The organism is Streptomyces sp. NPDC037100 (genome assembly GCF_055606225.1).
The window spans coordinates 548973-571973 of the sequence record NZ_JBVJSX010000005.1 but is presented as its reverse complement, the minus strand read 5'-3'; the positions used below and the strand labels follow the sequence as shown (position 1 = coordinate 571973).

Genomic DNA, 23001 nt, shown 5'->3' with positions numbered 1-23001 from the left:
GACGGCCCGGCACCTTGATCGTCGGGGCGCGCCCGAGTGCGGCCGGTCGTCCGGTCCGTGCTGGGGCCGGGGGCCGCTTCGCCTGCTCCCACCGCCGGTCCGGGGCGGCGATGCGAGGTGCGCGGCAGGCGACGGCAGCCGCCACTCTCCCATCGCCAGTCCGCGACTCCCCCATCGCCAGTCCGCTACTCCCCCATCACCAGTCCGCTACTCCCCCATCACCAGTCCGTCCTCGGCCGCGCCCCGGCCGAGGACGACGTCGCGGATGCGGTCGCGGACGGCTCGGACGTCGGCGCCCTGGGCGAGCGCCCGGTTGAGGTTCACGACCCGGCCGGCGTCGACGTCGAAGAGCTGGGGGACGAACTCCGCCTTCGTCACCTTCCAGCGCTCTCCCGGCCGTGCGGGCGGGGCGAAGGTGAAGCGGCCGAGGGTGGACTGGTTGCCGCGCGGATCCTTGGCACCCTCGTGGTTGGTCATCTCGCCGGCGATCTGGTCGCCCATGCCGTAGATGACCCAGGTGCCGTTGACCTTCTCGTAGGCCTGCGGGACGTGCGCGTGGGTGCCGAGGATCAGGTCGATGTCGGGGCGGCCCCCGGTGCGCGCGGCGGTGAGGCTCCTGGCCAGGGTCAGCTGCCGGTCGTCGGGGGCGTCCTGCCATTCGGTGCCCCAGTGCAGGGAGACCACGACCACGTCGGCGCCGGCCCGGCGCGCGGCCCGGGCGTCCTCGACGATCCTCGCCTCGTCGGTGAGGTTGACGGCCCAGGGCTGCCCGTCCGGGAACGGCAGGCCGTTGGTGTCGTAGGTGTAGGCGAGGTGGGCGACCTCGGCCGGGCCGGCCTCGAGGACCGTCACCGTGCGGGCCTCCTCCTCGGTGCGTGCCGAGCCCGCGTGCCGGACGCCCGCGCGGTCGAGGGCGTCGAGCGTGCGGCGGATACCGTCGGCGCCGTCGTCCAGGGTGTGGTTCGAGGCGGTGGAGCAGCCGTCGTAGCCGGTTTCGGCCAGGGCCCGGGCCACCTCGGGCGGGGACTTGAACGTGGGGTAGCCGGTGTAGACGCCGTTCGCGCCGTAGACGGTCTCCATGTGGCACAGGGACACGTCGGCGCGGGAGACGACGGAGCGGATTCCCGCGAGCATCGGCCGGAAGTCGTAGCCGGTTCCGCCGGCGTCGAAGCGGGCCCGGTCGATGATCGTGCTGTGCGGGAGGACGTCACCGGAGGCGACCAGTGTGAACCCGCGCTGCCCGGCGGCGGCCGGTTCCGGGCGTCCGCGGTCGGACGCGTCGTGGCCGCGGGCCTGGCAGGCGGCGCCTGCGGCGAGGACGACGGTCAGGGCCAGGGCGATCTGTCGACTGCGCGTGAGCATGCATTCACCCCACTGTGGGCGTTGTGGTCATATTTACGCACCATCAGGAAAGAAGGCTCCTGGTGTCCCACGCGTCTCCGACACGCTCATCAGCCCGTCCGGCACCCGCATGGCCGGGTGCCCCGACCGTTCGTCGAACCGTTCGTCGACGCGATCGACCGTCCGTCGCACAGCCGGGTACGTGCCCTGTGCCGGAGCCGAGCCCTGCGGTGGCATACGGCCATGACGGCCGGATCCACTCTCACGAACGGAACGACCGCCGAGCACGAGCTCGCCGCACTGCAGCGGGAGCACGGCCGGCCCCTCTTCGCGCTGCTGCTGCGGCTCTGCGACGGCGACCGGCAGCGCGCCGAGGACCTGGTCCAGGAGACGCTGGTGCGTGCCTGGCAGCACCCCGAGGCCCTGCGCGCCGACGACTTCGACTCCGTGCGGCCCTGGCTGATGACCGTCGCGCGGCGGCTCGCGATCGACGCCCGACGGGCCCGCCAGGCCCGTCCGCCCGAGGTCGGCGACGCGGTGCTGGAGAACGCGCGGGTCATCTCCGACCACGCCGAGCGGGCAGCGGCGATGCTGGATGTCCGCGAGGCTGTGAAGACACTCACTCCGCAGCACCGTGAAGTCCTGGTGCTCGTGTACTTCCAGGGGGCGAGTGTGGCGGAAGCCGCGACGGCCCTCGGGATTCCGCCCGGTACCGTGAAGTCCCGCGCGTACTACGCGCTGCGTGCCCTGCGCAGGGTGCTACCGGGATACGCCACCGACCTGCAGTGAAACCAATGGGTGGGTCAAGCCTCCGTAAAGCGCCTTGCCGACGACCCCGGTTGAGTAATCGGCTGTTCCCATCCGTGTTCCGGAGGGGGCCGTCAGCGCCCTCGGGGCCCGGTGTCGGGCGACGCGCACGTACCGGAGGAAGGCAGGAAGGGATGCTGGACGAAGAGCAGGGGAGCACGGACGGTGCCGACGGCGAACTGACCGTCCCCATGGCGTGGTTGTACGCCGAGTACATCGCCGACGAGCTGCTGCGGACCGGCGATCTCATGCCGCCGACATCCTTCGAGTTCCGTGCCGGGCGGGATGCCCTGGCGCTGACCGTCTTCCTGTCCGACACCGACGGGGAGCTGTCCGGCATCCGGGTCGTCACGCAGCTGGAGACGTGGCTGTCGCTGACGGCCTACGACCAGCCGTGGCAGGAGTGGGTGCGCGAGCGGCTGGCCGAGCTCGCCGCCGGTGCCGCGAGGTCGGGCCGGCGCGCGCCGGACCTGGTTCTCGCGGAGGAGGCCTGGCGCTGGCTGCAGGAGACGGAGCTGCTCGCGCCCGATCTGAACGCGGTCCCGGGCGGCGCTCCGGTGGTCGGTGAGGACGAGGGGCCGAAGGTCTGGACGCCCGCCTGGCAGCTCGGACTGCCGCTCGGACACCTCGCGATCCATCTTTTTTAGATTTCCGCGGCCCCGGACCAATCCGGGAGCCGGAGGGCTCCGAATCCTTTGGTTGCGATTGTGTCACCGGCTTGAGTGATTCAGCCGCCTGGTCCGTACCGGTGGGAGCAAGGAGTAACCCCACCCGCACCCAACGGCACGAGGATTCGGCATGAGGTCCCTGGAGAGGCATCGCGACGTCGCGGCCTACGCGCTCGGCGTGCTGGACGAGGCGGAGGCCTTCCGCTTCGAGGACCACCTCATGGAGTGCCCTCGGTGCGCTGCAGAGGTGACGGAATTTGGCCCCACCACACGGCAGTTGATGCTGTACCGGCGGTCGACGCCACGGTTCGTGCACCCCATGGCGCAGCCCGGGCCGCGCATGCTGGACGGGTTGCTGGCCGAGGTGGCGACCCGGCGCCGGGCCGGACGCAGACGCCTGCTGTTCGCCCTGGCCGCCTCGGTCGTCTTCGCGGCGTCGGTCCCCGGCATCGCGATGATGGCCGAGGGCAACGCCGAGGAGCCCCGGACCGTCGCGGCGACCGACACACGGACGGGGGTGTGGGCGCAGGTCACGACGGAGGACGAGGCCTCGGGCAGCCAGGTCGAGCTGAAGGTGAAGGACGGCTCGGGCCCGCGCGCCTGCCACCTGGTGATCGTCGGCCACGACGGCACCGAGGAGACCGCGACCAGCTGGAACGGGCCCGGCCACGACGACCACCCCAACACGATGATGGCCAGCTCCTCCCTGCATCCGGAGGACATCGCCCGCTACGAGATCCGCTCGGCGGCCGGCGAGGTCCTGTGGAGGATCCAGCCGAGCTGACCATCCGTCCGCCCCTGTCGCCGGGCGCCGGGCGCGCCCCGGTGTGAGACTGCTGGACGAGGCACCCGAAGGATCGCCGGGTGCCGGCGGTCCCGGCGAGGGGAGACGAGGTGACGGCAGAGGCCGGGGACGGCGGCCGCCTGGAGGACTTCCTCGCCGACCCGGAGAACGCGACCCTGGACCTGCCCACCGCGGCGGCCCGCTGCACCAAGGCCCTCGGCCTCCAGAGCTCCCTGGTCTACCTCTCCGACATCCAGCAGCGCCGGCTGGTACCGCTCACCGACGTGGCCTCCCCCCTGCTCATCGACGGCTCGCTCGCGGGCTGGACCTACCGCACCCAGTCCCTGCGCGTGGCGGCGTCCGAGGAGGGCGGTATGACGGCCTGGATCCCGCTCGTGGACGGCGCCGAACGCCTCGGCGTCATCGCGGTGAACTCCCCCGCGCTGACACCCGACGTGCTGCACCGCGGCCGCGCCCTGGCCAAGCTGCTCGCCATGATGATCACGTCCACGCGGGCGTATCAGGACTCCTTCGTACGGCGTCTGCGCACCCGGCCGATGCGCCTGCCCGCCGAGATGCTGCGGGCCTTCCTCCCACCCCGGACGATCGGCACCTCGCATGTCGTGTCGACGGCCGTGCTGGAGCCGGCCTACGAACTCGGCGGCGACGCGTTCGACCACTCCCTGACGGAGACGACCCTGCACGTCGCGGTTCTCGACGCCATGGGGCACAACCTGGCGTCCGGGCTCACCACGGCGGTGTCGCTGGCCGCGTGCCGCAACGGCCGGCGCACCGGGGCGGACCTGCCCGAGCTGGTGGAGAGCGTCGACGACGCGCTGTCGCAGTGGCTCCCGGACCAGTTCTGCACCGGTGTCCTGGCCCAGCTGGACCTGGCGTCGGGGATGCTGCGGTGGGTCAACTGCGGGCACCCCACCCCGCTGCTCATCCGCGACCGGCGGCCGCTGGTCGACGCCATGCGGCGGGAGACGGACCTGCCGATGGGGATGCCGTCCCTGCTGACCGAGCGCAGGCGGGAGACGCACGAGATCGCGCTGAAACCCGGCGACCGGGTGCTGATGTACACCGACGGGGTCACGGAGGCCAGGGCCGTCGACGGCGCGGAGTTCGGGCTCGAACAGTTCGCCGACTACATCATCGGGGCGACGGCCGCGGGCGAGCTGCCGTCCGAGACGCTGCGACGGCTCATCCACTCCATCCTGGACTCGCCGACGAGCCGGCTGCGGGACGACGCGACCATCCTGATGTTCGAGTGGTCACCGCCGTCCCGGTAGCCACGAGACCCGGCCCGGGTCACTTCAGCAGCCGGGACATCCTGCGGTCCGCCAGCGGCTTGCCGCCCGTCTGGCAGGTGGGGCAGTACTGGAGCGAGGAGTCGCTGAAGGACACCTCACGGATGGTGTCGCCGCACACCGGGCAGGGCTCACCGTTGCGCCCGTGGACGCGCAGCCCGCTCTTCTTCTCGGCCTTGAGCCGCCCGGCCGCCACGCCCCGGGAGCGCTCGACCGCCCCGGTGAGCGTGTCGCGCAGGGCCGCGTACAGCCGCCCCGTCTCCTCCTCGCTCAGGGACGCCGCCAGTTTGAACGGCGACATCTTCGCCACGTGCAGGATCTCGTCGCTGTAGGCGTTGCCCACGCCCGCGATCAGGCTCTGGTCGCGCAACGCGCCCTTGAGCCGGCGCCGTTCACCGGCCAGGAGTTCCGCGAGGCGCCGCTCGTCGAAGTCGTCGGCGAGCGGGTCCGGGCCGAGCCGGGCGACGCCCGGGACCTCCTGCGGGTCGCCCACGACGTACACCGCGAGCCGCTTCTGGGTGCCGGCCTCGGTCAGGTCGAACCCGGCGCCGGTCTCCAGGGCCACGCGCAGCGCGAGGGGGCCCTTGCCCGGGCGGGGCGGGCCGTCGGGGAGGCGGTCCTTCCAGTGCAGCCAGCCCGCGCGGGCCAGGTGCGTCACGAGGTGCGGGCCGTCCGCCGTCGCGAGGTCGAGGAACTTGCCGTACCGGCGTACGGCGGCCACCTCGTGGCCCTCCAGCGCGGACAGGGGAGGTTCGTACGTCTTCAGCACGCTGATCGCGACGGGCAGCACCCGTACGATCTCGTGGCCGACGAGGTGCTCGGTCAGGAAGTCCTTGAGCGCCTCGACCTCGGGGAGTTCCGGCATAGGTCCAGAGTGCCACGGGGGGTCACTCCCGGCCGGGCACCACGAACTCGCACCACACGGCCTTGCCGCCGCCCCGGGCCTCCACGCCCCACACGTCGGTGAGCAGCTCCACCAGGAGCAGGCCCCGCCCGGAGACGCCCGACTCGCCCGCCTCGCGTCGGCGCGGCAGGGCGCTGGAGGAGTCCGCGACCTCGACCCGCAGCCGGCGCTCGGAGCCGGTGAGGGCCCGCAGGGTGACGACCGCGGAGCCCTCGGTGTGCATCAGGGCGTTGGTGATCAGCTCGTCGGCGACCAGTTCGATCTCGTCGGCGCGATCGCCGGCTCCCCAGGCGGCGACCGCGGTGCGGATCATGTGCCGTGTCCCGGCGAGGGCCCCGGGGTCGCCGGGGGCCACGCGCCGCTGGAGCCGGGGGCCGGGCTGCGGGCCCTCGGCTCCGCGCCGGCGCAGCAGGAGCAAGGCCACGTCGTCGTCGCCGCCGCGCTCGGCGGCCACGTCGATGAGCCGCTCGGCGAGGTCCCGTACGTCGTCGGGGCCGGTGGCGACGAGCGCGCTCAGGGTGCGCATGCCGTCGTCGAGATCGGCGCCGGGCTGCTCCACCAGACCGTCGGTGCACAGCAGCAGGGTGTCGCCGGGGTCGAGCTCCATGGTGGTCACGGGGTACTCGAGGCGGCCGAACTCGGCGGACAGGCCGAGCGGCAGCCCGCCGGGCACGGGGACGCGGCGACAGGAGCCGTCGGGGTGCCGCACCAGCGGATCGATGTGGCCGGCCCGGACCATCTGGAGCACGCCGGTGGACAGGTCGGCCTCGGCGTAGAGGCAGGTCGCGGAGCGGTCGGTGTCGAGTTCGTGCAGGAAGACGGAGGCCCGGGCCATCACGGTGGCCGGGGGGTGTCCCTCGGCGGCGTAGGCGCGCAGCACGATGCGCAGCTGGCCCATGACGGCGGCCGCGTGCGTGTCGTGGCCCTGGACGTCGCCGATGACGGCGCCGACCCGGCCGCCGGGCAGCGGGATCAGGTCGTACCAGTCCCCGCCGATGTCCCGGCCGACGGAGCCGCCGATGGTGGCGGCGCGGTAGCGCACGGCGACGTCGGCGCCGGGCACGCTCGGGATGGTCCGGGGCAGCATGGCCTGCTGGAGGCCCTGCGCGAGGTCCATCTCCTGTTCGTAGAACATGGCCCGCTGCAGGCTCTGCGCGATGCTGCTGCCGAGTGCGACCAGGATGTTGCGCTCCTCGGACGTGAAGCCGTACCGGTCGCTGTAGAGCAGGCCCATGGCGCCGATCGGCCGGGCCTGGACGATGAGCGGCAGATAGGCGGCCGAGGTGATGTCGAGGCCGGTGATGTGCGGCCACAGGACCGGATAGCGCTCGGCGAACTCCTCCGGCGACTCGATGAAGCACGGGCCGAGGGTGCGGACGGCCTCGCTCATCGGGTAGGGCTCGTCGATCCGGGTGACGCGGGTGCCGGGTACGAAGCTGTCCGCGGGGCCCTCGGCCACCAGGCGGATGCGGCCGGCCTCGACCAGGCCCATGACGAGACTGGTGGCGCCCAGGTGGACGAGGCCGTGGGTGTCCTTGAGGACGTCGATGACGTCCTGGACGGTGCGGGCGTGGGCGAGGGCGGCCGTGGTGAGTTCGACGACGCTGGTCTGCTGCCGGCGGGCCTCGTCCCGGGCGGCCTGGTCGCGACGGGCGTCGATCTCGCCGAGTTCCTGGGTGGCGTCCCGGATGATGCCGATGATGCGGCGGGGGCGCCCGGTGTCGTCGCGCCGGATGTAGCCCTGCGTGTGGGTCCAGCGCAGGCTGCCGTCGCGGCGGCGGATGCGGAAGTAGGCGCCGTAGTTCTCGCTGCCGTCCTTCAGCGCCTGCGAGACCGCGGTGTCCAGGCGGCGGGACTCGTCGGGCGGTACGCGCTTGGCGAGGGTCTCGGGGTGGTCGTCGTACTCGTCGGAGCGCACGTCGAAGACCTCGTGGGCCTGGGCGTCCATGTGCATCAGGCCGGTGTCCAGATCCCAGTCGAAGCTGCCCATCCGGTTGAGAGCGAGGATCGGGTCCGGGTGGGCGGGCCAGTCGTCCGGGAGGGACAGGGCGCTCGCTCCCCGATCAGCCATGGGCCCACCTTGCCAGGATTCGTCCGATTCTTCGACCGGATGTGCCGAGTGTACGAGCCGCTGCTCCGGAGCGGCCCTCGGTCACTGAAGACGCCCGCGGGGCCGCCGGGGATGCGGTCGGCGGCCCACCCGCCGGAAAATCATTCCGGCTCCGTCGGGAGGATCGGGGCTGTCCGGTACTACGTCGGGCCCGGCACTATTGTTTGCTGCGGTCACATGGGTCACGCAACCGCAGCGACGGGACACCGAGCGTGACGACCGGGCCCCGCGCCGCACGGGAAGGAGGGCCCCACGGCCGTGGAATGGTTCGCCGCATCCGACTACTGGCTGACCCGGCTGGTCTTCCAGCGGGCACTGGCGGTCATGTATCTGGTGGCGTTCCTGACGGCGGCGCTCCAGTTCCGCGCGCTGATCGGCCGGCGCGGCATGCTGCCCGTACCGCGGTTCGTGCAGCGGGTGCCGTTCAAGCGGGCGCCGAGCCTGTTCCAGTGGCACTACTCGGACCGCTTCTTCGCGCTCTGCGCCTGGGCGGGCTGCGCGGTGTCGGCCGCGCTGCTGGCCGGGCTGGACTCACTGCTGCCGCTGTGGGGCGGCATGCTGCTGTGGCTGGTGCCGTGGGTGCTGTACCTGTCGATCGTCAACGTCGGGCAGACCTGGTACGCGTTCGGCTGGGAGTCGCTGCTGCTGGAGGTCGGGTTCCTCGCGGTGTTCCTCGGCAACGACGAGGTGGCGCCGCCGGTCGTCGTGCTGTTCCTGCTGCGGTGGATCCTGTTCCGGGTGGAGTTCGGCGCGGGCCTGATCAAGATGCGTGGCGACGCCTGCTGGCGCAAGCTCACCTGCCTGGACCACCATCACGAGACCCAGCCGATGCCGGGCCCGCTGAGCTGGTTCTTCCACCATCTGCCCAGGCCCCTGCACCGCGTCGAGGTGGCCGCCAATCACGTCACCCAGCTCGTGGTGCCGTTCCTGCTGTTCACCCCGCAGCCCGTCGCGACGGCCGCCGCGTCGCTGATGATCGTCACCCAGCTGTGGCTGGTGCTGTCGGGCAACTTCTCCTGGCTGAACTGGATCACGATCGTGCTGGCGCTGTCGGCGGTGCGCTTCCCGGCCGATCCGCCGAAGGTGCCCGACGCCCCGCTGTGGTACGTCGTCGTGGTGCTCGCGGTGTCGGCGCTGCTGCTGGGCCTCGGTTACCGGCCGGTCCGGAACATGGTCTCCCGGCGCCAGGTCATGAACCGTTCCTTCGACCCGCTCCATCTGGTCAACACCTACGGGGCGTTCGGCAGTGTGAGCCGGGTGCGGTACGAGGTGGTGGTGGAGGGCACCGCGGACGACGTGCCGCATACGGACTCGGGCTGGCGGGAGTACGAGTTCAAGGGCAAGCCGGGCGATCCGCGGCGCTGGCCGCGCCAGTTCGCGCCCTACCATCTGCGGCTCGACTGGCTGATGTGGTTCGCGGCCCTCTCGCCCGCCTACGCGGAGTCCTGGTTCGGGACGCTGGTGGAACGGCTGCTGGAGAACGACCGGGACACCCTGAAGCTGCTGCGCCGCTCCCCGTTCCCGCCGGACGAACCCCCTCGGTACGTGCGCGCCCGTCTGTTCCGCTACCGCTACACGACATGGCGCGAGCTGCGGCAGACGGGCGCGTGCTGGGAGCGGACGTACGTACGGGAGTACCTGCCGCCGACGCGGCTGGCGGGGCCGGGGCAGAGGCCGTAGCCGCCGCCCCTGCCCGGCCCTGGCGCTCCGCGGTTACGCGAACTGGCCGGGCTTGTAGTCGCCCGCCGGCTGCTCGAGCATGACGTTCAGCCGGTTCGCGGTGTTCATGAAGGCGATCAGGGTCACCAGCGCCATGAGCTGTTCCTCGTCGTAGTGCTCGGCGGCCCGCCGCCACACGGCGTCCGGCACACCGCCGGCTCCGTCCGCGATCCTGGTTCCCTGCTCGGCCAGCTCCAGCGCGGCCCGTTCGGCCTCGGTGAAGACCGTGGCCTCCCGCCACGCCGCGACGAGATGGAGACGTACGGAGCTCTCGCCCGCGGCAGTGGCCTCCTTGGTGTGCATGTCGACGCAGACCGCGCATCCGTTGATCTGGCTCGTGCGGAGCGAGACCAGTTCCCGGGTGGCGGCCGGCAGCGGCGACTCCACCACCAGCCGCCCCAGGGAGTGGAACTGCTTGACGACCTTGCTCGCGCTCGGGATGGCGAAGACGTCCAGTCGTGCGCTCATGGTGAGCTCCTCTGCCTTTGTGGGTGCGTACACCCCTATGAGGCAGCGGCTCGTCACGATGTGACATGGGTGCATGTGACCTGCGCCATAAGGGTCCGGCGTGGGGTTCACGCCTCCCGGCGGGCCGGCCCTGTCCTGCCATGCTCCACGGGGTCACACTGGACCGTATGCGGCCCCGGGGCACCGCCTGCGCGGCCGCCGGACTGCTGCTGGCCGTCGCGCTGGGCTGCACCGGTGGTGCGGGGGACCGCGCGCCCGTGGCCTCCACGGCGCCTGCCCGGGCCGCCGGAGAGAGCCCCCGCACCAGCTCCTCCCCCACCCCGGCCGGTCCCGTCTCGCTGCAGGCCTTGATGCAGCGCGAGCACACCGGCTCCGGCCTGCGCCTCGGCGCGGTGCTCGACCGTACGTCCGCCTACACCCGCTACGCCGCCACCTACGAGGCGAACGGCCTGACGATCTCGGCAATCATGAACATTCCCGAGGGCGAGGGCCCCTTCCCGGCGCTGGTGCTGGCGCACGGCTACATTGACCCGGACGTGTACGTCAGCGGCCAGGGCATGCCGCGGGAGCAGGACCGCCTGGCCCGCGGCGGCTATGTCGTCCTGCACACCGACTACCGCAATCACGCCGGCTCCGACAAGGACCCGGACAACGACGTGCACCTGCGTCTCGGCTACACCGAGGACGTCATCGGCGCCGCCCTGGCCCTGCGCGACTCCGGGCGCCCGGAGATCGACGGCGACCGCATCGGGCTGTTCGGGCGGTCCATGGGCGGCGGGGTCGTGTACAACACCCTGGTCGTGGCACCAGGGCTGTTCGACGCGGCCGTGGCGTACGCCCCGGTCAGCGCGCGACCGGAGGAGAACATCGACCGCTTCCAGCGGCCCGACGGCGATCCCCTCGTCGCCGAGATCGAGGAGGAACACGGCACACCCGAGGAGAACCCCGGCTTCTGGCGGGACGTCTCCCCGCTCACCCACGCCGACCGCGTGACCGAGCCCCTGCTGATCCAGCACGGCACCGCGGACGACACCTGTCCCCCGGCCTGGTCACGCGAGGCCGCCGCCACATTCCAGAAGGCGGGCAAGGACGTCGAACTGCGCACCGTCTCCGGCGAGGGGCACACGTTCGGGCCGAAGTGGGCCGCCTCGATGGACGTCACCGAGGCCTTCCTCGCACGCCACCTGCGCTGAGCCGGCCGCCCCCACGGCATCGGTTCGGCCCCGACACGGTCGGCGACCTCGACGCACCGTCCTCGCCGGGTGCACAGTTCTCCCTACGTACTCGTCAGTAAGTCCGCCCTCTCCCCTCCGAGGAGCCGCTGTGACCACGTGGGCCGGCCGCACCGCCGCCGAGATATCCGCCGCCGTACGCGAGAAGCGGGTCACGCCCCGCGAGGTGGTCGCCGAGCACCTCGCCCGGATCGAGCGGCTCGACGGCCGGGTCGGCGCCTTCCGTACGGTGCGCGCCGAGGCGGCCCTGGCCGAGGCCGACGAGGTGGCGGCGCGCGGCGACTTCGCCGAACTGCCCCTGGCCGGGGTGCCCGTGGCCGTCAAGGACAACCTCGCCGTGCGCGGCGAGTCCCGGCGGATCGGCTCGGCCGCCACGCCGGACACCCCGGCCTCGCAGGACCATGTGACGGTGGCCCGGCTGAGGGCGGCGGGCGCGGTGGTCGTGGGGCTGACGAACGTCCCCGAACTGTGTGTCTTCGGCACGACGGACGGCGTGCTGGGCATCGCCCGCAACCCCTGGGACCCCACGCGCTCGGCGGGCGGTTCGTCGGGCGGCAGCGCGGCGGCCGTGTCCGCCGGGATGGTGCCGATCGCCCTCGGCAACGACGGGATGGGCTCCCTGCGCATACCGGCCGCCAACTGCGGCCTCGTCACCATCAAGCCGGGACGGGGGGTGGTGCCGACCGGCGAAGCGGACAGCACCTGGTTCGGCATGGCGGAGCACGGCCCGCTCGCCACGACCGTCGAGGACGCCCGTCTGATGTTCTCGGTCCTCGCCGGTGTCGAACCCGGCCCCGGGCCCGCGCCCGGCGCCCTCAAGATCGCCGTGTCGCTGCGCAGCCCGCTGGCCGGCGTCACCGTCAGCCGCCCGTACGCGGCGGCCGCCCGGGACGCGGCGGGGCTGCTGATGAGGGCGGGCCATCAGGTCCGGCGCGCCGACCCGCCCTACCCGATGTCACTCGCCACGACCTCCCTGACCCACTGGACGGCGGGCACCGCCGCGGACGCCCGGCCGCTCGACCCTCGTCTGCTGACGCGACGCACCCGCGTCCACGCCCGGCTCGGCCGGCCGTTCCTGCGCAGCGTGAGTTCCGGGGCGAGCCGCGAGCGGCTGCGGCGGCGGCTGGAGCCGTTCTTCGCCGAGCACGACGTGCTGCTGACGCCGGCGCTCGCCCGCCGCGCCCCGAAGGCCGGGCCCTGGCACGAGCGGGGCTGGCTGAGCAACGTGCTGGCGAACACGAACTACTCGCCGCTGACGCCCGCGTGGAACCTGACCGGCTGGCCTGCCATGGCCGTCCCCTGCGGCACCCTTCCTTCGGGCGCCCCGTGCGCCGTGCAGCTCGTGGGCCGCCCCGGCTCGGAGCCCCGACTCCTGGCTCTGGCCGGGCAGTTGGAGGAGCGAAACCCGTGGCGGCGTACGGCGCCGATGGACTAGGGTCGGCCGGGTGACTGCCGGGTCGGCCGTGGGCCATGCACGAGTGAGGCGCCCGGCCTCGGAGTGAGCGCGGCGGGGGTGACCCCGCCCTGGCCCGCCCGAGAGCCGGAGAGGGCACGCGCCCCGCCTCCCGTCTTCGTGTCCTCATCCCCGCGCCCCTGAACGGCGCTTCCTCACGGATCCCGAGACTCGGAGAAGAACCCACGCATGTCCCACACCCCGCACGCCCCCGAACTGCCCACCACGGTCGCCCACCTCGACCACACCGCTGTCTACGCCTCCGACCGGCAACTGTCCGCGGAGTTCCTGGCGGCCGTCCTGGGTCTGGAGGTCGGCGCCCCCTTCGGCCCGTTCCTGCCCGTCGATCTGGGCAACGGCGTGACTCTCGACTACTACGAGAAGACCGACGAGCCGATCCAGTCGCAGCACTACGCGTTCCTCGTGCCCGAGGAGCGGTTCGACGGCATGATCGACCGTCTGGAGGCGATCGGCGTCACCTACTACGCCGACCCGAGCCACACCCGGCCCGGCCGGGTCAACGACCTCTTCGGCGGTCGCGGCGCCTACTTCGACGACCCGGACGGCCACAACATGGAGATCATGACCCGGCGGTACGCCCGACCCTGAGAGCCGCGAACTCCCGGTCGCCCTACAACGGCCGGTACATGACGTGCAGCCCCACCCGGCCGTGGCGGGGGTGGTCGAACGCGTCGGGCACCGTGCCGAGGATCGTGAAGCCGAGGGAGGCCCACAGTGACACGGCCGGGTTGGTCTCGACGACGGCGTTGAACACCATGCCGCGGTAGCCGGCGGCCCGGGCTTCGGTCAGGAGGTGTTCGGCGAGGGCCCGCCCGTAACCCCGGCCTCCCTGGCCGGGGTCGACCATGAAGCCGGCGTTGGCGATGCGGGCGGCGGGGCCGCCGTAGTTGGGGGTGAGGTAGGCGGAGGCGACGACGGCACCGCTGTCGTCCTCGACGACGTAGACGCGCTTCGCCGGGTTCATCCACAGGACCCGGGCCTCCTCCTCGGAGGTGCCCGGGTCCCATGCGTAGGTCTCGCCCGCGGCGACGATGCGGTGCCAGAACGGCCAGATGCGAGGCCAGTCGTCAGCCGCTGCTTCCCTGATCAGCATGGTCGCGAGTCTGGCACGGCCATGCGCTCGGAGGTCGCGGAGGGGTGCGCCCGATGTCAGTCGACGCTGGGCAGGATGTGCGGCTCTGCGAGGTCGTCCTCATAGCCCGCGAGGCGGATCGGGGCCGAACGGGCCCACACGTCGAGGCTGCCGAGCTCGTCGGCCCGTCGGCCGGCGCGCTCGCCGCGTTCCTTGGGGCGCTGTTCTCGATTCGTCTTCTCCGGTGTCACCGCGCACTCCTTATGTGTCGGTCACCCTCGGGACGTACGCGCCGGTCCTGCTGCGCCTGACGCCCGCTCGGGCCTCTATGCCAAATGCAGTTCGGACGCGGTGGCGCCGGTCGACTCACGGGAGAGCAGGCCGTGGTGAACCGGCTGGTCCCATGACGGACCGTGGGTGTGGGTAGGACCCCGTGCTGCTGTCCGTCCGCATCAGACTAACCAAATGAGCAGGGCCCCGCTCGATGGGGCTGAAAACAACCGGTAACGATCGCGCGTCATCCCGCGTTCAACTCCGGTTTACGTACCGATTTGTACACATTCAGGCGTTTCGCGAATCACTCGAACGGCGTACGTCGACGACGGCGCTTTTCGGACGGTGCGCAGTTCAGGTGCCGTTGGCCGAATCGAAAGCCGGCCATGCTCTGCTGCCGTACGGCAACGGCCGTCCCGCGGGAGGACTGACGCATGGAGCTGCGCAGCGTCGAGGAGCTGATGGATCTGCTGTACGCCTGCCGGGGCACCTGGGACGCCCCGGACCGCGCCCACCCGCCGGCCGATCTGCACGACCATGCGCTGCGGACGGCGGCGCTGCTGCGCCGCGGGCGCCCGGCCGACAAGGAACTCCAGGTCGCGGGGCTGGTGCAGCCCCTCGGCCGGCTGCTGTGGCCCGGCGACCCCGCCGGCCGCGCGGATCACACGGCCGACGCGGTCCGCGCCCTGCTCGGTGAGCGGGTGGCCCGTCTCCTGCGCCGTCACCCCCGCCGGGGCACCCCGGCCGACGACGACCTCCTCGCCCTGTGCCAGGCCTCCGAGGAGGGCCGCACTGCCGCTTTCGACGCCGGGGTGCTGGAGGACTGGCGCACGGTTCTGGAACTGCTGGCGGCCCGCAACTCCCGCCTCGGGGCGGTGGACTGACGGGCCACCACAGGAGGCATACGCGGTGCTCGTCACCCCGGGGCCTGCATGACCGACTCAGCGGCGCGGGGAACTGCGCGACCAGCCCCCACACCGCCCGCCGACGCCCGACGGAATCCCGCCTACCACTTACCCGGCGCGTAGTCCTTCAGGAAGACTCCGTACAGGTCCTCTCCCGCCTCGCCCCGCACGATCGGGTCGTAGACCCGGGCCGCGCCGTCGACCAGGTCGAGCGGCGCGTGGAACCCGGCCTCGGCGAGCCGCAGCTTGTCGTAGTGCGGCCGTTCGTCCGTGATCCAGCCGGTGTCGACCGAGGTCATCAGGATCCCGTCGGTCTGGAACATCTCCTGTGCGCTGGTCCGCGTCACCATGTTCATCGCGGCCTTGGCGGCGTTGGTGTTCGGATGCCCGGCGCCCTTGTAGCCACGCCCGAAGACACCCTCCATCGCGGACACGTTCACCACGTACGCGCGCCCGCTCGCCGCCTTCTTCGCGGCCTCGGCCATGGCCGGCCGCAGCGCGCTGATCAGGATGAACGGCGCCGTGTAGTTGCACAGCTGCGTCTCCAGCAGCTCGACGGGCGAGATCTGCTCGATCGTCTGCACCCAGGTGTTGGAGTCGACCACGTCGGGCACGAGACCACCCGCGTCGATCGCCGTGCCGTCCAGGTGCCGCGCCACGCTGGCGTTGCCCGCGACCAGGGCGAGGTCGGCGACCTTCTGGGCGTCGAGGCCGCTGGTCCCCAGCGGCAGCGCGGCGATGCCGTCGACCGCGCCGGAGTTGAAGGCGCCGATGACGTGGTGGGCGGGAAGCTCACCGGCGGGCAGCGGGGCGCTCTCGCCCTCGACCAGGGCGGCGTAGGCGGAGGGCAGCCGGCGCACGGTCTGCGTCGCGTTGTTGACGAGGATGTCGAGCGGGCCCGCCTCGGCGACCTGCTCCGCGAGGGCCACGGCCTGTGCCGGGTCGCGCAGGTCGATGCCGACGACCTCCAGGCGGTGCATCCAGTCCGCGGAGTCGTCCATGGCCTTGAAGCGGCGAATGGCGTCCTTGGGGAAGCGCGTGGTGATCGTGGTGTGCGCGCCGTCGCGCAGCAGCCGCAGCGCGATGTACATGCCGATCTTGGCCCGGCCGCCGGTGAGCAGGGCCCGCTTGCCGGTGAGGTCGGCGCGGACGTCGCGCTTCTCGCGGTTCACGCGGGCGCAGTCCGGACACAGCTGGTGGTAGAAGTAGTCGACTTCCACGTACCGGGTCTTGCAGGTGTAGCAGGAGCGCGGGCGCTGGAGTATCCCCGCGATCCTGCCCTCCTCGGTGGTCGACGACGGCAGCAGGCCCTCGGTCTCGTCGTCGATGCGCTGGGCGGAGCCGGTGGCCGTGGCCTCCGTGACCGCCTTGTCATGGGCGGTCTTGGCGGCCCGGCGCTCCTGGCGGCGGCGCTGCTTGACCGAGCGGTAGATCCCGGCGGTGGCCCGACGCACCGCGATGGCGTCCGGGTGATCGACCTCCAGCTTGTCGAGTTCCTCGAGCACACTGAGGCAGACGGCCAGGCGCTCCGGGTCGATGCCGGGTCCGTACGAGAGTCCGTCGGCCTCGTCCATGGCCTGCGGGCCGTCCTGTGTCACCGTCATCGCCGCTGTAGTTCCCTGCTCTGCCGTCGCGGCGCGCCGGTCGCGCCCGCTTTCGAAGGGCGGATTTTACTTCAGCGCCGGGCAGCACCGCCAAACTCGCCCCGATCACGGCCGGCAGGCCTTGATCAGTGTCGCCACCTCCTTGGACACGGCCGTGGCGAACAGGTCGAGGTCAGGGACCGCCTCGGCGTCGGCGACGAGGCCGTAGTGGACGCTCCCGCGGTACGTGGAGACCGCGACCGCCAGGGAGTGGCCGGGGGCCAGCGGGGCGAAGGGGAAGACGGCGGTGAGGGGGTGGCCGCCGAGCTTCAGGCCCAGGCTGGGCAGGGGCACGCTGGTGACCAGAAGGTCGAACCAGAGCCGGGCCGCCTGGCCGACCAGGGGCCCGCCGAGCCGGTGGGCGAGGGCGGGGACGTGGTCGGCGAGCAGGGCGACGGCACCCGCGCCCCGGTTGGGGCCGGCGTCCTTGTTGCGATCCATGGCGTCCCGGACCGAGGCCAGACGGGCCAGCGGGTCCGGATCGTCGACCGGAAGCCGTATCAAGTACCCGGAGAGCCGGTTGCCCTGCGGGTACGCGGTGCGGGGGCGGCGCTTGGAGACGGGGATCAGCGCGCGGGGCGCCACGCCCTCGCTGCCGTCGCCGCGCTCGTCGAGCCAGCGACGCAGGGCGCCCGCGACGACCGCGATGAGGACGTCGTTGACGGTGCCGCCCACGGTCTTGCGGACGCGGTGGACGTCGTCGAGGTCGAGGACCACTCCGGCGGTGCGGCGGGTGCCGCTCGGCTCACAGGTGAGTGCGGGGGTCGAGCGCACGTCGAGGGAGGAGCGGGCGACGGAGGCGCCGATGTCCAGGGCGCGGCTCACGTCGGACAGGGCACCACGCATCATCGCGGGCAGATCGCGCACGTCCGGCACGAGACCGCGCGGGGCCGCGGCGGGGCGGGGCCGGGGCGGGGGCATGTCCATGGGGTCCATGACTCCCGCGGCGAGGGTCAGCGCCCGCAGCCCGTCGGCCAGGGCGTGATGGAACTTGAACAGCACCGCGAAGCAGACGCCGTCCTCGCCCGGCAGCACATGGGCCTCCCAGGGCGGCCGGTCGCGCTCCAGGGGGCACCCCATGAGCCGGCCCGCCGCCGTGTGGAAGTCGGCGGTGGGGGCGTGCAGCCGTACGTGGTTCAGGGGGTCGAAGTCCGGGTCCGCCTCGCGGGCCGCGCCGCCGAAGGCGAACGGCCGGCGCAGGGCGGAGGGCAGCGGCTGCCACACGTCGCGGATGCGCATCCGCAGCCCGGAGACACCGGCGGCCCGGGCCGCGAGCAGGTCCGCCGCGTGGGCGCCCGCGGCGGGCGAGTGGGCCGAGAAGATCCCGAGCGCGCCGAGGTGCATCGGGTGCTCGGCGGACTCGAGGTTCCAGAACGCCAGGTCGAGAGGAGCGAGCAGATCAGCAGTCAAGGGCTTGCCTCGCGTCGACGACGGGTGGGCCAGCAGTCAACCGCCCCCAGCCGATTACGGTCAAGTACGATCAGGCTACGTACAGTTAACAGCAGATTAAGTCCCGCCCAGCGAACGGGGCGGGACTTATGGTGCATGTGCCGTCAGTCCAGCACAGGTTGCGTCGCCGGGCACCCCGTGGGAGTCACCCGGGAGGCGTCACGGATCGACGCAATTCGCTGAAGGTCACCCACATGACGACCGACGGGCTGCCGACGCGCCCGTCGGTCCCCTCTTCGCCCTCGCCTCTCCCGGGCATGTCAGGACAAAGCGCCCGAGGTCAGGTGACCAACTGCCCCTTGCCCAAGGCGATGACCCCGCCCTTGGACACGGTGTACAGCTCCGCGTCCCGCTCCGGGTTGACGCCGATCGTCGCGCCCGGCGGCACCTCGACGTTCTTGTCGAGGACGGCGCCGCGTACCACCGCGCCCCGGCCGATGTGCACGTTGTCGTGCAGCACCGAACCCTGCACCACGGCTCCGGGGTCGACCACCACACCCGGCGACAGCACGGATCGCGTGACCTGCCCGCGCACCAGGCAGCCGGCGCTGATGATGGACTCGCTGGCGATGCCGCCCGCGTTGAAGCGGGCCGGCGAGAGCTGGTACGAGTGCGTGAAGATGGGCCAGCTGCGGTTGTACAGGTTGAAGGCGGGGCGCTCGGCGATCAGGTCCATGTGGGCCTCGTAGTAGGCGTCCAGCGTCCCGACGTCCCGCCAGTAGCCCTGGTCACGGGTGGTCTCGCCGGGCACGTGGTTGGCGCTGAAGTCGTACAGCGCGGCCTCGCCCCGGTCGGTGAGCTGGGGCAGGATCGAGCCGCCCATGTCGTGCACGGAGGACGCGTCCTCCGCGTCCCGCTTGAGTGCCTCGATGAGGGCCTTGGTGGTGAAGATGTAGTTGCCCATCGAGGCGAAGACGCAGGTCGGGTCGTCCGCGAGCCCCGGCGGGTCGGTCGGCTTCTCCAGGAAGCGCTCCACCGTCTGGCCGTCCGAGCCCGGCGTGATCACCCCGAAGGACGAGGACTCGGTGCGCGGCACCCGGATGCCGGCGACCGTCACACCCGCGCCGCTCTCGATGTGCTGGGCGAGCATCTGGCGCGGATCCATGCGGTACACGTGGTCGGCGCCGAAGACGGCGACGTACTCGGGCTGCTCGTCGTAGACGAGGTTCAGCGACTGCAGGATCGCGTCGGCGCTGCCCAGGTACCAGCGCGGGCCGAGGCGCTGCTGGGCGGGCACGGGTGTGACGTAGTTGCCCAGCAGGTTGGACATCCGCCAGGTGGTCGTGATGTGGCGGTCGAGCGAATGCGACTTGTACTGCGTCAGGACGCAGATGCGCAAGACGTCGGCGTTGACGAGGTTGGACAGGACGAAGTCGACCAGGCGGTACGTGCCGCCGAAGGTCACCGCCGGTTTGGCACGGTCGGCGGTCAGAGGCATCAGCCGCTTGCCCTCGCCGCCCGCCAGCACGATCCCCAGGACCGAAGGACCACCACCACGCATGGCCGCTCCCCTCACGCCGATTTCCCGATGCCTGCCCCTGAGCAGTACCCGCTAAGCCTGTTTGACGATCTCCTCGTAAAGCCGGACCGTGCGCCGGGCCACCGCGTCCCAGCCGAACTCGCCGACCGCGCGTTCCCGCCCGGCCTCGCCCATCCGCCGGGCGGCCGCCGTATCACCCAGCACGGCGTCCATGGCCCGGCCGAGACCCGCCTCGAAGTCGTCGCCCGGCGGGACGAGCAGGCCGGTCGTGCCGTCGTCCACGACCTCGGGGATGCCACCGACCGCCGAGGCCACCACCGGTGTGCCGCAGGCCATCGCCTCGAGGTTCACGATGCCGAGGGGCTCGTACACCGACGGGCAGACGAAGAGTGCGGCGTGCGTGAGGAGCTGGATCACCTCCGGGCGCGGCAGCATCTTCGGGATCCAGAAGACCCCGTCGCGAACCCCGCTCAACTCCCCGAACAGCTCGCGGAACTCCTGGTCGATTTCCGGTGTGTCCGGGGCTCCCGCGCACAGCACGACCTGCGCGGCCGGGTCGATATCGCGCACCGCGCGCAGCAGGTGGGGCACGCCCTTCTGGCGGGTGATCCGGCCGACGAACAGCACGTACGGGCGGGAGCGGTCGAGGCCGATCCGGTCCAGGGCGTCCGTGCCGGGGTCGGGCCGGTAGAGCGTGGTGTCGATGCCGTTGTGCACGACGTGGACCCGCTCCGGGTCCAGCGCCGGGTAGCAGCCGAGGATGTCCTCGCGCATGGCTCCGGACACGGCGATCACCGCGTCGGCGGCCTCGATCGCGGTGCGTTCTGCCCAGCTGGACAGTTCGTAGCCGCCGCCGAGCTGCTCGGCCTTCCAGGGGCGCAGGGGCTCCAGGGAGTGCGCGGTCATCACGTGCGGAATGCCGTACAGGAGCTTGGCGAGGTGGCCGCCGAGGTTGGCGTACCAGGTGTGGGAGTGGACCAGTTCGCGCCCTTCGAGGGCGGCTGCCGCGGCGAGGTCGACGGAGAACGTGCGCAGCGCGTCGTTGGCGCCGTCGAGCGCGGACCAGGGCCGGTGCCGCCGCACACCGTCGGCGCGGCCCTCGCCCCAGCAGTGCACGTCCAGGTCGACGAGTGGCCGGAGCTCACGGGCGAGGAACTCCACATGGACACCTGCACCGCCGTACACGTCCGGCGGGTACTCCCGGGTCAGCAGTCCGACTCGCACCCGCAACTCCCTGCTCTCAGCGGCCGTTCCCTTTCATGGTCACCCAGATGGGGCGCGTGGGGAAGAGCGGGGCGGTCGTGGGAAACAACAGTCGCCGCAGACACCCCCTCCGGGGACCCGGTAGTAGAGGCAGCAACTGCGGCGCCGGAAGGCGGTGCCGGTGAGGGTTCCGGCGCCGGTGAGCAGGGGGTGCGCGAGGAGTTCCGCGGCCAGGGAGCGGGCCCGGGCGGCGACGTCCGTACGGTCGTGCCGCCGGGCCCAGCGGTCCAGTTCCCGGGCGGCGCCGGCCAGCGCGGAGGCGGCGTTGCCCCGCAGCAGGCCGGGGGCGAGGCCGTGACGGGCGCGCAGGGCCGCCGCCAGCGGGACGAGGTGGCCGTTCAGGACGACGTCCGCGACCGTCGGCGCGTCACCGGGACGGGGCGTCACGCCCGTGAGCCACAGATCGTCGGGGGCGCTGCCGTCGGCGTCCCAGTGCAGCAGCCGGGCGTCCAGGTCGGGGACGCGGCCGTACAGCGCGGCGCAGCCGAGGGCGATCGACCAGAGCCGGGCGGCGAGGCCCAGATGGGTCACGGACGCGGCGACCCGCATCTCCGGGGCGCGCAGGGCGGTCGCGACCTTCCGCACACGAAAAATCAGGGGATTTCCTGACAGATCCGGTGATGTCGTGGCATACGCCTGTGCGAGAGTGGGAAGGGACCCCGCCGGTACTCCTTCCGTGCGCAGCACGAAGAAGCCGGCGAGCGGGCGGAGCGCGGCGAGGTCGGGGTCGAGGTCCACGAAGAGCAGTAGTACCAAGGCCCCTAAGGGACGCGACCCGGTGGCCCCCGACCGGACTCGCCCACCCTGGGGATGATGGGGGTCCCCTCGTACTCCATCGGCAGTAGGACCCAATGAGTGCTCAGGGACGACGACGGGAAGACCTGGACACGGCAGGGTGTTGGTCATGAAAGCCCACCTTTCGCCGCGCCGGGCCGAGCGTCCCCGCCTCACGCAGAGGAGCAGCCGATGAGCGCCCTCGCGTTGTCCGTCCTGCTGTCCCTCGTCTCCGCGTTCGCCTACGCGGGCGGGGCGATCGTGCAGGAGCGGGTGGCGGAGTCCTCGCCGGGCGAGCAGTACGCGCCGCTGCGCCGGCCGGGCTGGTGGGCGGCGGTCGGGCTGAACGGCCTCGGTGGACTGCTGCACGTGGTGGCACTGGCCTACGGTCCACTGAGCCTGGTGCAGCCGCTCGGCGCGCTGACCATCGTGGTGGCGCTTCCCATGGCGGCCCTGTTCGTCGGCCGCAAGGCCGGCGCCACGGCCTGGCGGGGCGCGATCATGGCGACGGTGGGGCTCGCCGGTCTGCTCTCCCTGGTCGCCGCGTCCGACGCGCGGTCGCTGGACACGGCGCAGCGGGTGGCCGTCGCCGTCGTCACCGCGGGTGTGGTCGTGGCGCTGATGGTCGCCGCCCGGGCGGCGCACCGGCACCCGGCGGTGCGCAGCATGCTGCTGGCGACCGCCTCCGGTATCGCGTTCGGCATGTCCTCGGTGTTCACCAAGACCGTCGCGGTCGACTGGACCGGCGGGGTGTCGGCGGCGGACGTGCCCTCCCTCGCCGTGATCGGCGTCCTCGCCACGGCCGGCATGCTGCTGTCCCAGGCCTCCTACCGGGGCGCCGGCCTCGCCGCCCCGCTGGCCACGCTGACGGTAGTGAACCCGGTGGTGGCGGCGGCGGTGGGCATCACGATGTTCGGAGAAACCTTCCGCTACGGCACGACGGGGACGGCGCTCGCGCTGAGCTGTGGTGTGGTGGCGGCGGGTGGCCTGATCCTGCTGACGACGGAGCGGCTCACGCACGGGCAGCCGACGAGTCCGGGGAGCCTGCCGGCGACCGGGCCTGCGACAGAGGCCGTGGCCGCCCCCGAGAACTCGGGCGGACGGCCCGAGCCTGTGACGGTGGCCGCCGCGGCCGAGGCCGTGCCCGCCGGTGGGCGACTCCTGGTGGAAGACGTGCTCGCCGGTGGGCGACTCCTGGTGGAAGACGTGCCCGCCGGTGGGCGACTCCTGGTGGAGGACGTGCTCGCGGCGGGGCCCGGCGCGGCGACGCCTTCGGCGGTACCCGCTCCGGGGTCCGGGATGTCGGCGGCGGTGCTCGTACCGGG

21 protein-coding genes are annotated in these 23001 nt (G+C 72.3%); 10 read left to right on the top strand and 11 right to left on the bottom strand.

Going from position 1 to position 23001, the window contains the following annotated elements:
- Positions 1 to 207: 207 nt before the first annotated feature.
- Positions 208 to 1362 carry a CapA family protein gene (locus tag ACZ7EG_RS19890; RefSeq protein WP_471080102.1) on the bottom strand — a complete coding sequence of 385 codons (1155 nt, stop codon included), beginning with the start codon at positions 1360 to 1362 and terminating at the stop codon, positions 208 to 210.
- 222 nt (positions 1363 to 1584) lie between these two features.
- Here ACZ7EG_RS19890 and ACZ7EG_RS19885 point away from each other — a divergent pair, with 222 nt between their 5' ends.
- The 4 genes from ACZ7EG_RS19885 (at position 1585) to ACZ7EG_RS19870 (ending at position 4892) form a co-directional block, all read left to right on the top strand.
- Positions 1585 to 2130, top strand: a complete 546-nt coding sequence (locus tag ACZ7EG_RS19885; RefSeq protein ID WP_471080099.1) for a sigma-70 family RNA polymerase sigma factor — start codon at positions 1585 to 1587, stop codon at positions 2128 to 2130.
- Positions 2131 to 2282: 152 nt separating this feature from the next.
- On the top strand, positions 2283 to 2795 hold the full coding sequence (locus ACZ7EG_RS19880; protein ID WP_471080096.1) for a hypothetical protein: 513 nt from the start codon (positions 2283 to 2285) through the stop codon (positions 2793 to 2795).
- 151 nt (positions 2796 to 2946) lie between these two features.
- On the top strand, positions 2947 to 3600 hold the full coding sequence (locus ACZ7EG_RS19875; RefSeq protein ID WP_471080093.1) for a zf-HC2 domain-containing protein: 654 nt from the start codon (positions 2947 to 2949) through the stop codon (positions 3598 to 3600).
- 110 nt (positions 3601 to 3710) lie between these two features.
- On the top strand, positions 3711 to 4892 hold the full coding sequence (locus ACZ7EG_RS19870; RefSeq protein WP_471080090.1) for a PP2C family protein-serine/threonine phosphatase: 1182 nt from the start codon (positions 3711 to 3713) through the stop codon (positions 4890 to 4892).
- Between the two features lie 19 nt (positions 4893 to 4911).
- On the opposite strand, the gene ACZ7EG_RS19865 is transcribed toward ACZ7EG_RS19870, so the two are convergent.
- Complete coding sequence (locus ACZ7EG_RS19865) at positions 4912 to 5775, bottom strand: Fpg/Nei family DNA glycosylase (RefSeq protein WP_471080087.1); 864 nt, start codon at positions 5773 to 5775, stop codon at positions 4912 to 4914.
- Positions 5776 to 5797: 22 nt separating this feature from the next.
- Positions 5798 to 7885: a SpoIIE family protein phosphatase gene (locus ACZ7EG_RS19860; protein WP_471080084.1), complete on the bottom strand. Its 2088-nt coding sequence runs from the start codon at positions 7883 to 7885 to the stop codon at positions 5798 to 5800.
- Between the two features lie 297 nt (positions 7886 to 8182).
- Here ACZ7EG_RS19860 and ACZ7EG_RS19855 point away from each other — a divergent pair, with 297 nt between their 5' ends.
- A complete protein-coding gene (locus ACZ7EG_RS19855) occupies positions 8183 to 9604 on the top strand; it encodes a lipase maturation factor family protein (RefSeq protein ID WP_471080081.1) in 1422 nt (473 codons plus the stop codon).
- A 33-nt stretch (positions 9605 to 9637) separates the two neighbouring features.
- Here the strand turns inward: ACZ7EG_RS19855 and ACZ7EG_RS19850 are convergent, their stop codons facing one another.
- The gene (locus ACZ7EG_RS19850) at positions 9638 to 10111 is read right to left on the bottom strand and encodes a carboxymuconolactone decarboxylase family protein (protein ID WP_471080078.1); all 474 of its coding nucleotides are present in this window, start codon (positions 10109 to 10111) and stop codon (positions 9638 to 9640) included.
- Between the two features lie 167 nt (positions 10112 to 10278).
- Between ACZ7EG_RS19850 and ACZ7EG_RS19845 the strand changes: the two genes are divergently transcribed.
- The 3 genes from ACZ7EG_RS19845 (at position 10279) to ACZ7EG_RS19835 (ending at position 13405) form a co-directional block, all read left to right on the top strand.
- On the top strand, positions 10279 to 11304 hold the full coding sequence (locus tag ACZ7EG_RS19845) for an alpha/beta hydrolase family protein (protein ID WP_471080075.1): 1026 nt from the start codon (positions 10279 to 10281) through the stop codon (positions 11302 to 11304).
- A gap of 130 nt (positions 11305 to 11434) precedes the next feature.
- Positions 11435 to 12778, top strand: a complete 1344-nt coding sequence (locus ACZ7EG_RS19840; protein ID WP_471080072.1) for an amidase — start codon at positions 11435 to 11437, stop codon at positions 12776 to 12778.
- A gap of 207 nt (positions 12779 to 12985) precedes the next feature.
- Entirely contained in the window at positions 12986 to 13405 is a 420-nt protein-coding gene (locus ACZ7EG_RS19835; RefSeq protein ID WP_471080069.1) for a VOC family protein, read from the top strand.
- A gap of 22 nt (positions 13406 to 13427) precedes the next feature.
- On the opposite strand, the gene ACZ7EG_RS19830 is transcribed toward ACZ7EG_RS19835, so the two are convergent.
- Both ACZ7EG_RS19830 and ACZ7EG_RS19825 read right to left on the bottom strand, forming a co-directional pair.
- Positions 13428 to 13910, bottom strand: a complete 483-nt coding sequence (locus tag ACZ7EG_RS19830) for a GNAT family N-acetyltransferase (RefSeq protein WP_471080066.1) — start codon at positions 13908 to 13910, stop codon at positions 13428 to 13430.
- Positions 13911 to 13966: 56 nt separating this feature from the next.
- Entirely contained in the window at positions 13967 to 14140 is a 174-nt protein-coding gene (locus tag ACZ7EG_RS19825) for a hypothetical protein (RefSeq protein ID WP_387847215.1), read from the bottom strand.
- 456 nt (positions 14141 to 14596) lie between these two features.
- Here ACZ7EG_RS19825 and ACZ7EG_RS19820 point away from each other — a divergent pair, with 456 nt between their 5' ends.
- The gene (locus tag ACZ7EG_RS19820; RefSeq protein WP_471080062.1) at positions 14597 to 15046 is read left to right on the top strand and encodes a hypothetical protein; all 450 of its coding nucleotides are present in this window, start codon (positions 14597 to 14599) and stop codon (positions 15044 to 15046) included.
- A gap of 122 nt (positions 15047 to 15168) precedes the next feature.
- On the opposite strand, the gene ACZ7EG_RS19815 is transcribed toward ACZ7EG_RS19820, so the two are convergent.
- The 5 genes from ACZ7EG_RS19815 to ACZ7EG_RS19795 all read right to left on the bottom strand — a co-directional run bounded on the left by ACZ7EG_RS19815 (position 15169) and on the right by ACZ7EG_RS19795 (position 21640).
- Positions 15169 to 16671: an SDR family NAD(P)-dependent oxidoreductase gene (locus ACZ7EG_RS19815; protein WP_471080059.1), complete on the bottom strand. Its 1503-nt coding sequence runs from the start codon at positions 16669 to 16671 to the stop codon at positions 15169 to 15171.
- A 105-nt stretch (positions 16672 to 16776) separates the two neighbouring features.
- Positions 16777 to 18120 carry a wax ester/triacylglycerol synthase family O-acyltransferase gene (locus tag ACZ7EG_RS19810; protein ID WP_471080056.1) on the bottom strand — a complete coding sequence of 448 codons (1344 nt, stop codon included), beginning with the start codon at positions 18118 to 18120 and terminating at the stop codon, positions 16777 to 16779.
- Positions 18121 to 18439: 319 nt separating this feature from the next.
- A complete protein-coding gene (gene glgC, locus ACZ7EG_RS19805) occupies positions 18440 to 19660 on the bottom strand; it encodes a glucose-1-phosphate adenylyltransferase (protein ID WP_471080053.1) in 1221 nt (406 codons plus the stop codon).
- 51 nt (positions 19661 to 19711) lie between these two features.
- Positions 19712 to 20863, bottom strand: coding sequence for a glycogen synthase (glgA, locus tag ACZ7EG_RS19800; RefSeq protein ID WP_471080050.1), 1152 nt, complete (start codon positions 20861 to 20863; stop codon positions 19712 to 19714).
- Positions 20864 to 20902: 39 nt separating this feature from the next.
- Positions 20903 to 21640, bottom strand: a complete 738-nt coding sequence (locus ACZ7EG_RS19795) for a (2Fe-2S)-binding protein (RefSeq protein ID WP_471080421.1) — start codon at positions 21638 to 21640, stop codon at positions 20903 to 20905.
- 228 nt (positions 21641 to 21868) lie between these two features.
- On the opposite strand from ACZ7EG_RS19795, the gene ACZ7EG_RS19790 reads away from it, so the two are divergent.
- A partial coding sequence (locus tag ACZ7EG_RS19790) for a DMT family transporter (RefSeq protein ID WP_471080047.1) occupies positions 21869 to 23001 on the top strand: 1133 nt, incomplete at its 3' end.

Bases quoted from the DNA above. Each gene is read 5' to 3' on its own strand.
- ACZ7EG_RS19890 (WP_471080102.1), bottom strand. From the start codon at position 1,362: ATGCTCACGCGCAGTCGACAGATCGCCCTGGCCCTGACCGTCGTCCTC.
- ACZ7EG_RS19885 (WP_471080099.1), top strand. From the start codon at position 1,585: ATGACGGCCGGATCCACTCTCACGAACGGAACGACCGCCGAGCACGAG.
- ACZ7EG_RS19880 (WP_471080096.1), top strand. From the start codon at position 2,283: ATGCTGGACGAAGAGCAGGGGAGCACGGACGGTGCCGACGGCGAACTG.
- ACZ7EG_RS19875 (WP_471080093.1), top strand. From the start codon at position 2,947: ATGAGGTCCCTGGAGAGGCATCGCGACGTCGCGGCCTACGCGCTCGGC.
- ACZ7EG_RS19865 (WP_471080087.1), bottom strand. From the start codon at position 5,775: ATGCCGGAACTCCCCGAGGTCGAGGCGCTCAAGGACTTCCTGACCGAG.
- ACZ7EG_RS19860 (WP_471080084.1), bottom strand. From the start codon at position 7,885: ATGGCTGATCGGGGAGCGAGCGCCCTGTCCCTCCCGGACGACTGGCCC.
- ACZ7EG_RS19850 (WP_471080078.1), bottom strand. From the start codon at position 10,111: ATGAGCGCACGACTGGACGTCTTCGCCATCCCGAGCGCGAGCAAGGTC.
- ACZ7EG_RS19845 (WP_471080075.1), top strand. From the start codon at position 10,279: ATGCGGCCCCGGGGCACCGCCTGCGCGGCCGCCGGACTGCTGCTGGCC.
- ACZ7EG_RS19835 (WP_471080069.1), top strand. From the start codon at position 12,986: ATGTCCCACACCCCGCACGCCCCCGAACTGCCCACCACGGTCGCCCAC.
- ACZ7EG_RS19830 (WP_471080066.1), bottom strand. From the start codon at position 13,910: ATGCTGATCAGGGAAGCAGCGGCTGACGACTGGCCTCGCATCTGGCCG.
- ACZ7EG_RS19820 (WP_471080062.1), top strand. From the start codon at position 14,597: ATGGAGCTGCGCAGCGTCGAGGAGCTGATGGATCTGCTGTACGCCTGC.
- ACZ7EG_RS19815 (WP_471080059.1), bottom strand. From the start codon at position 16,671: ATGACGGTGACACAGGACGGCCCGCAGGCCATGGACGAGGCCGACGGA.
- glgC (WP_471080053.1), bottom strand. From the start codon at position 19,660: ATGCGTGGTGGTGGTCCTTCGGTCCTGGGGATCGTGCTGGCGGGCGGC.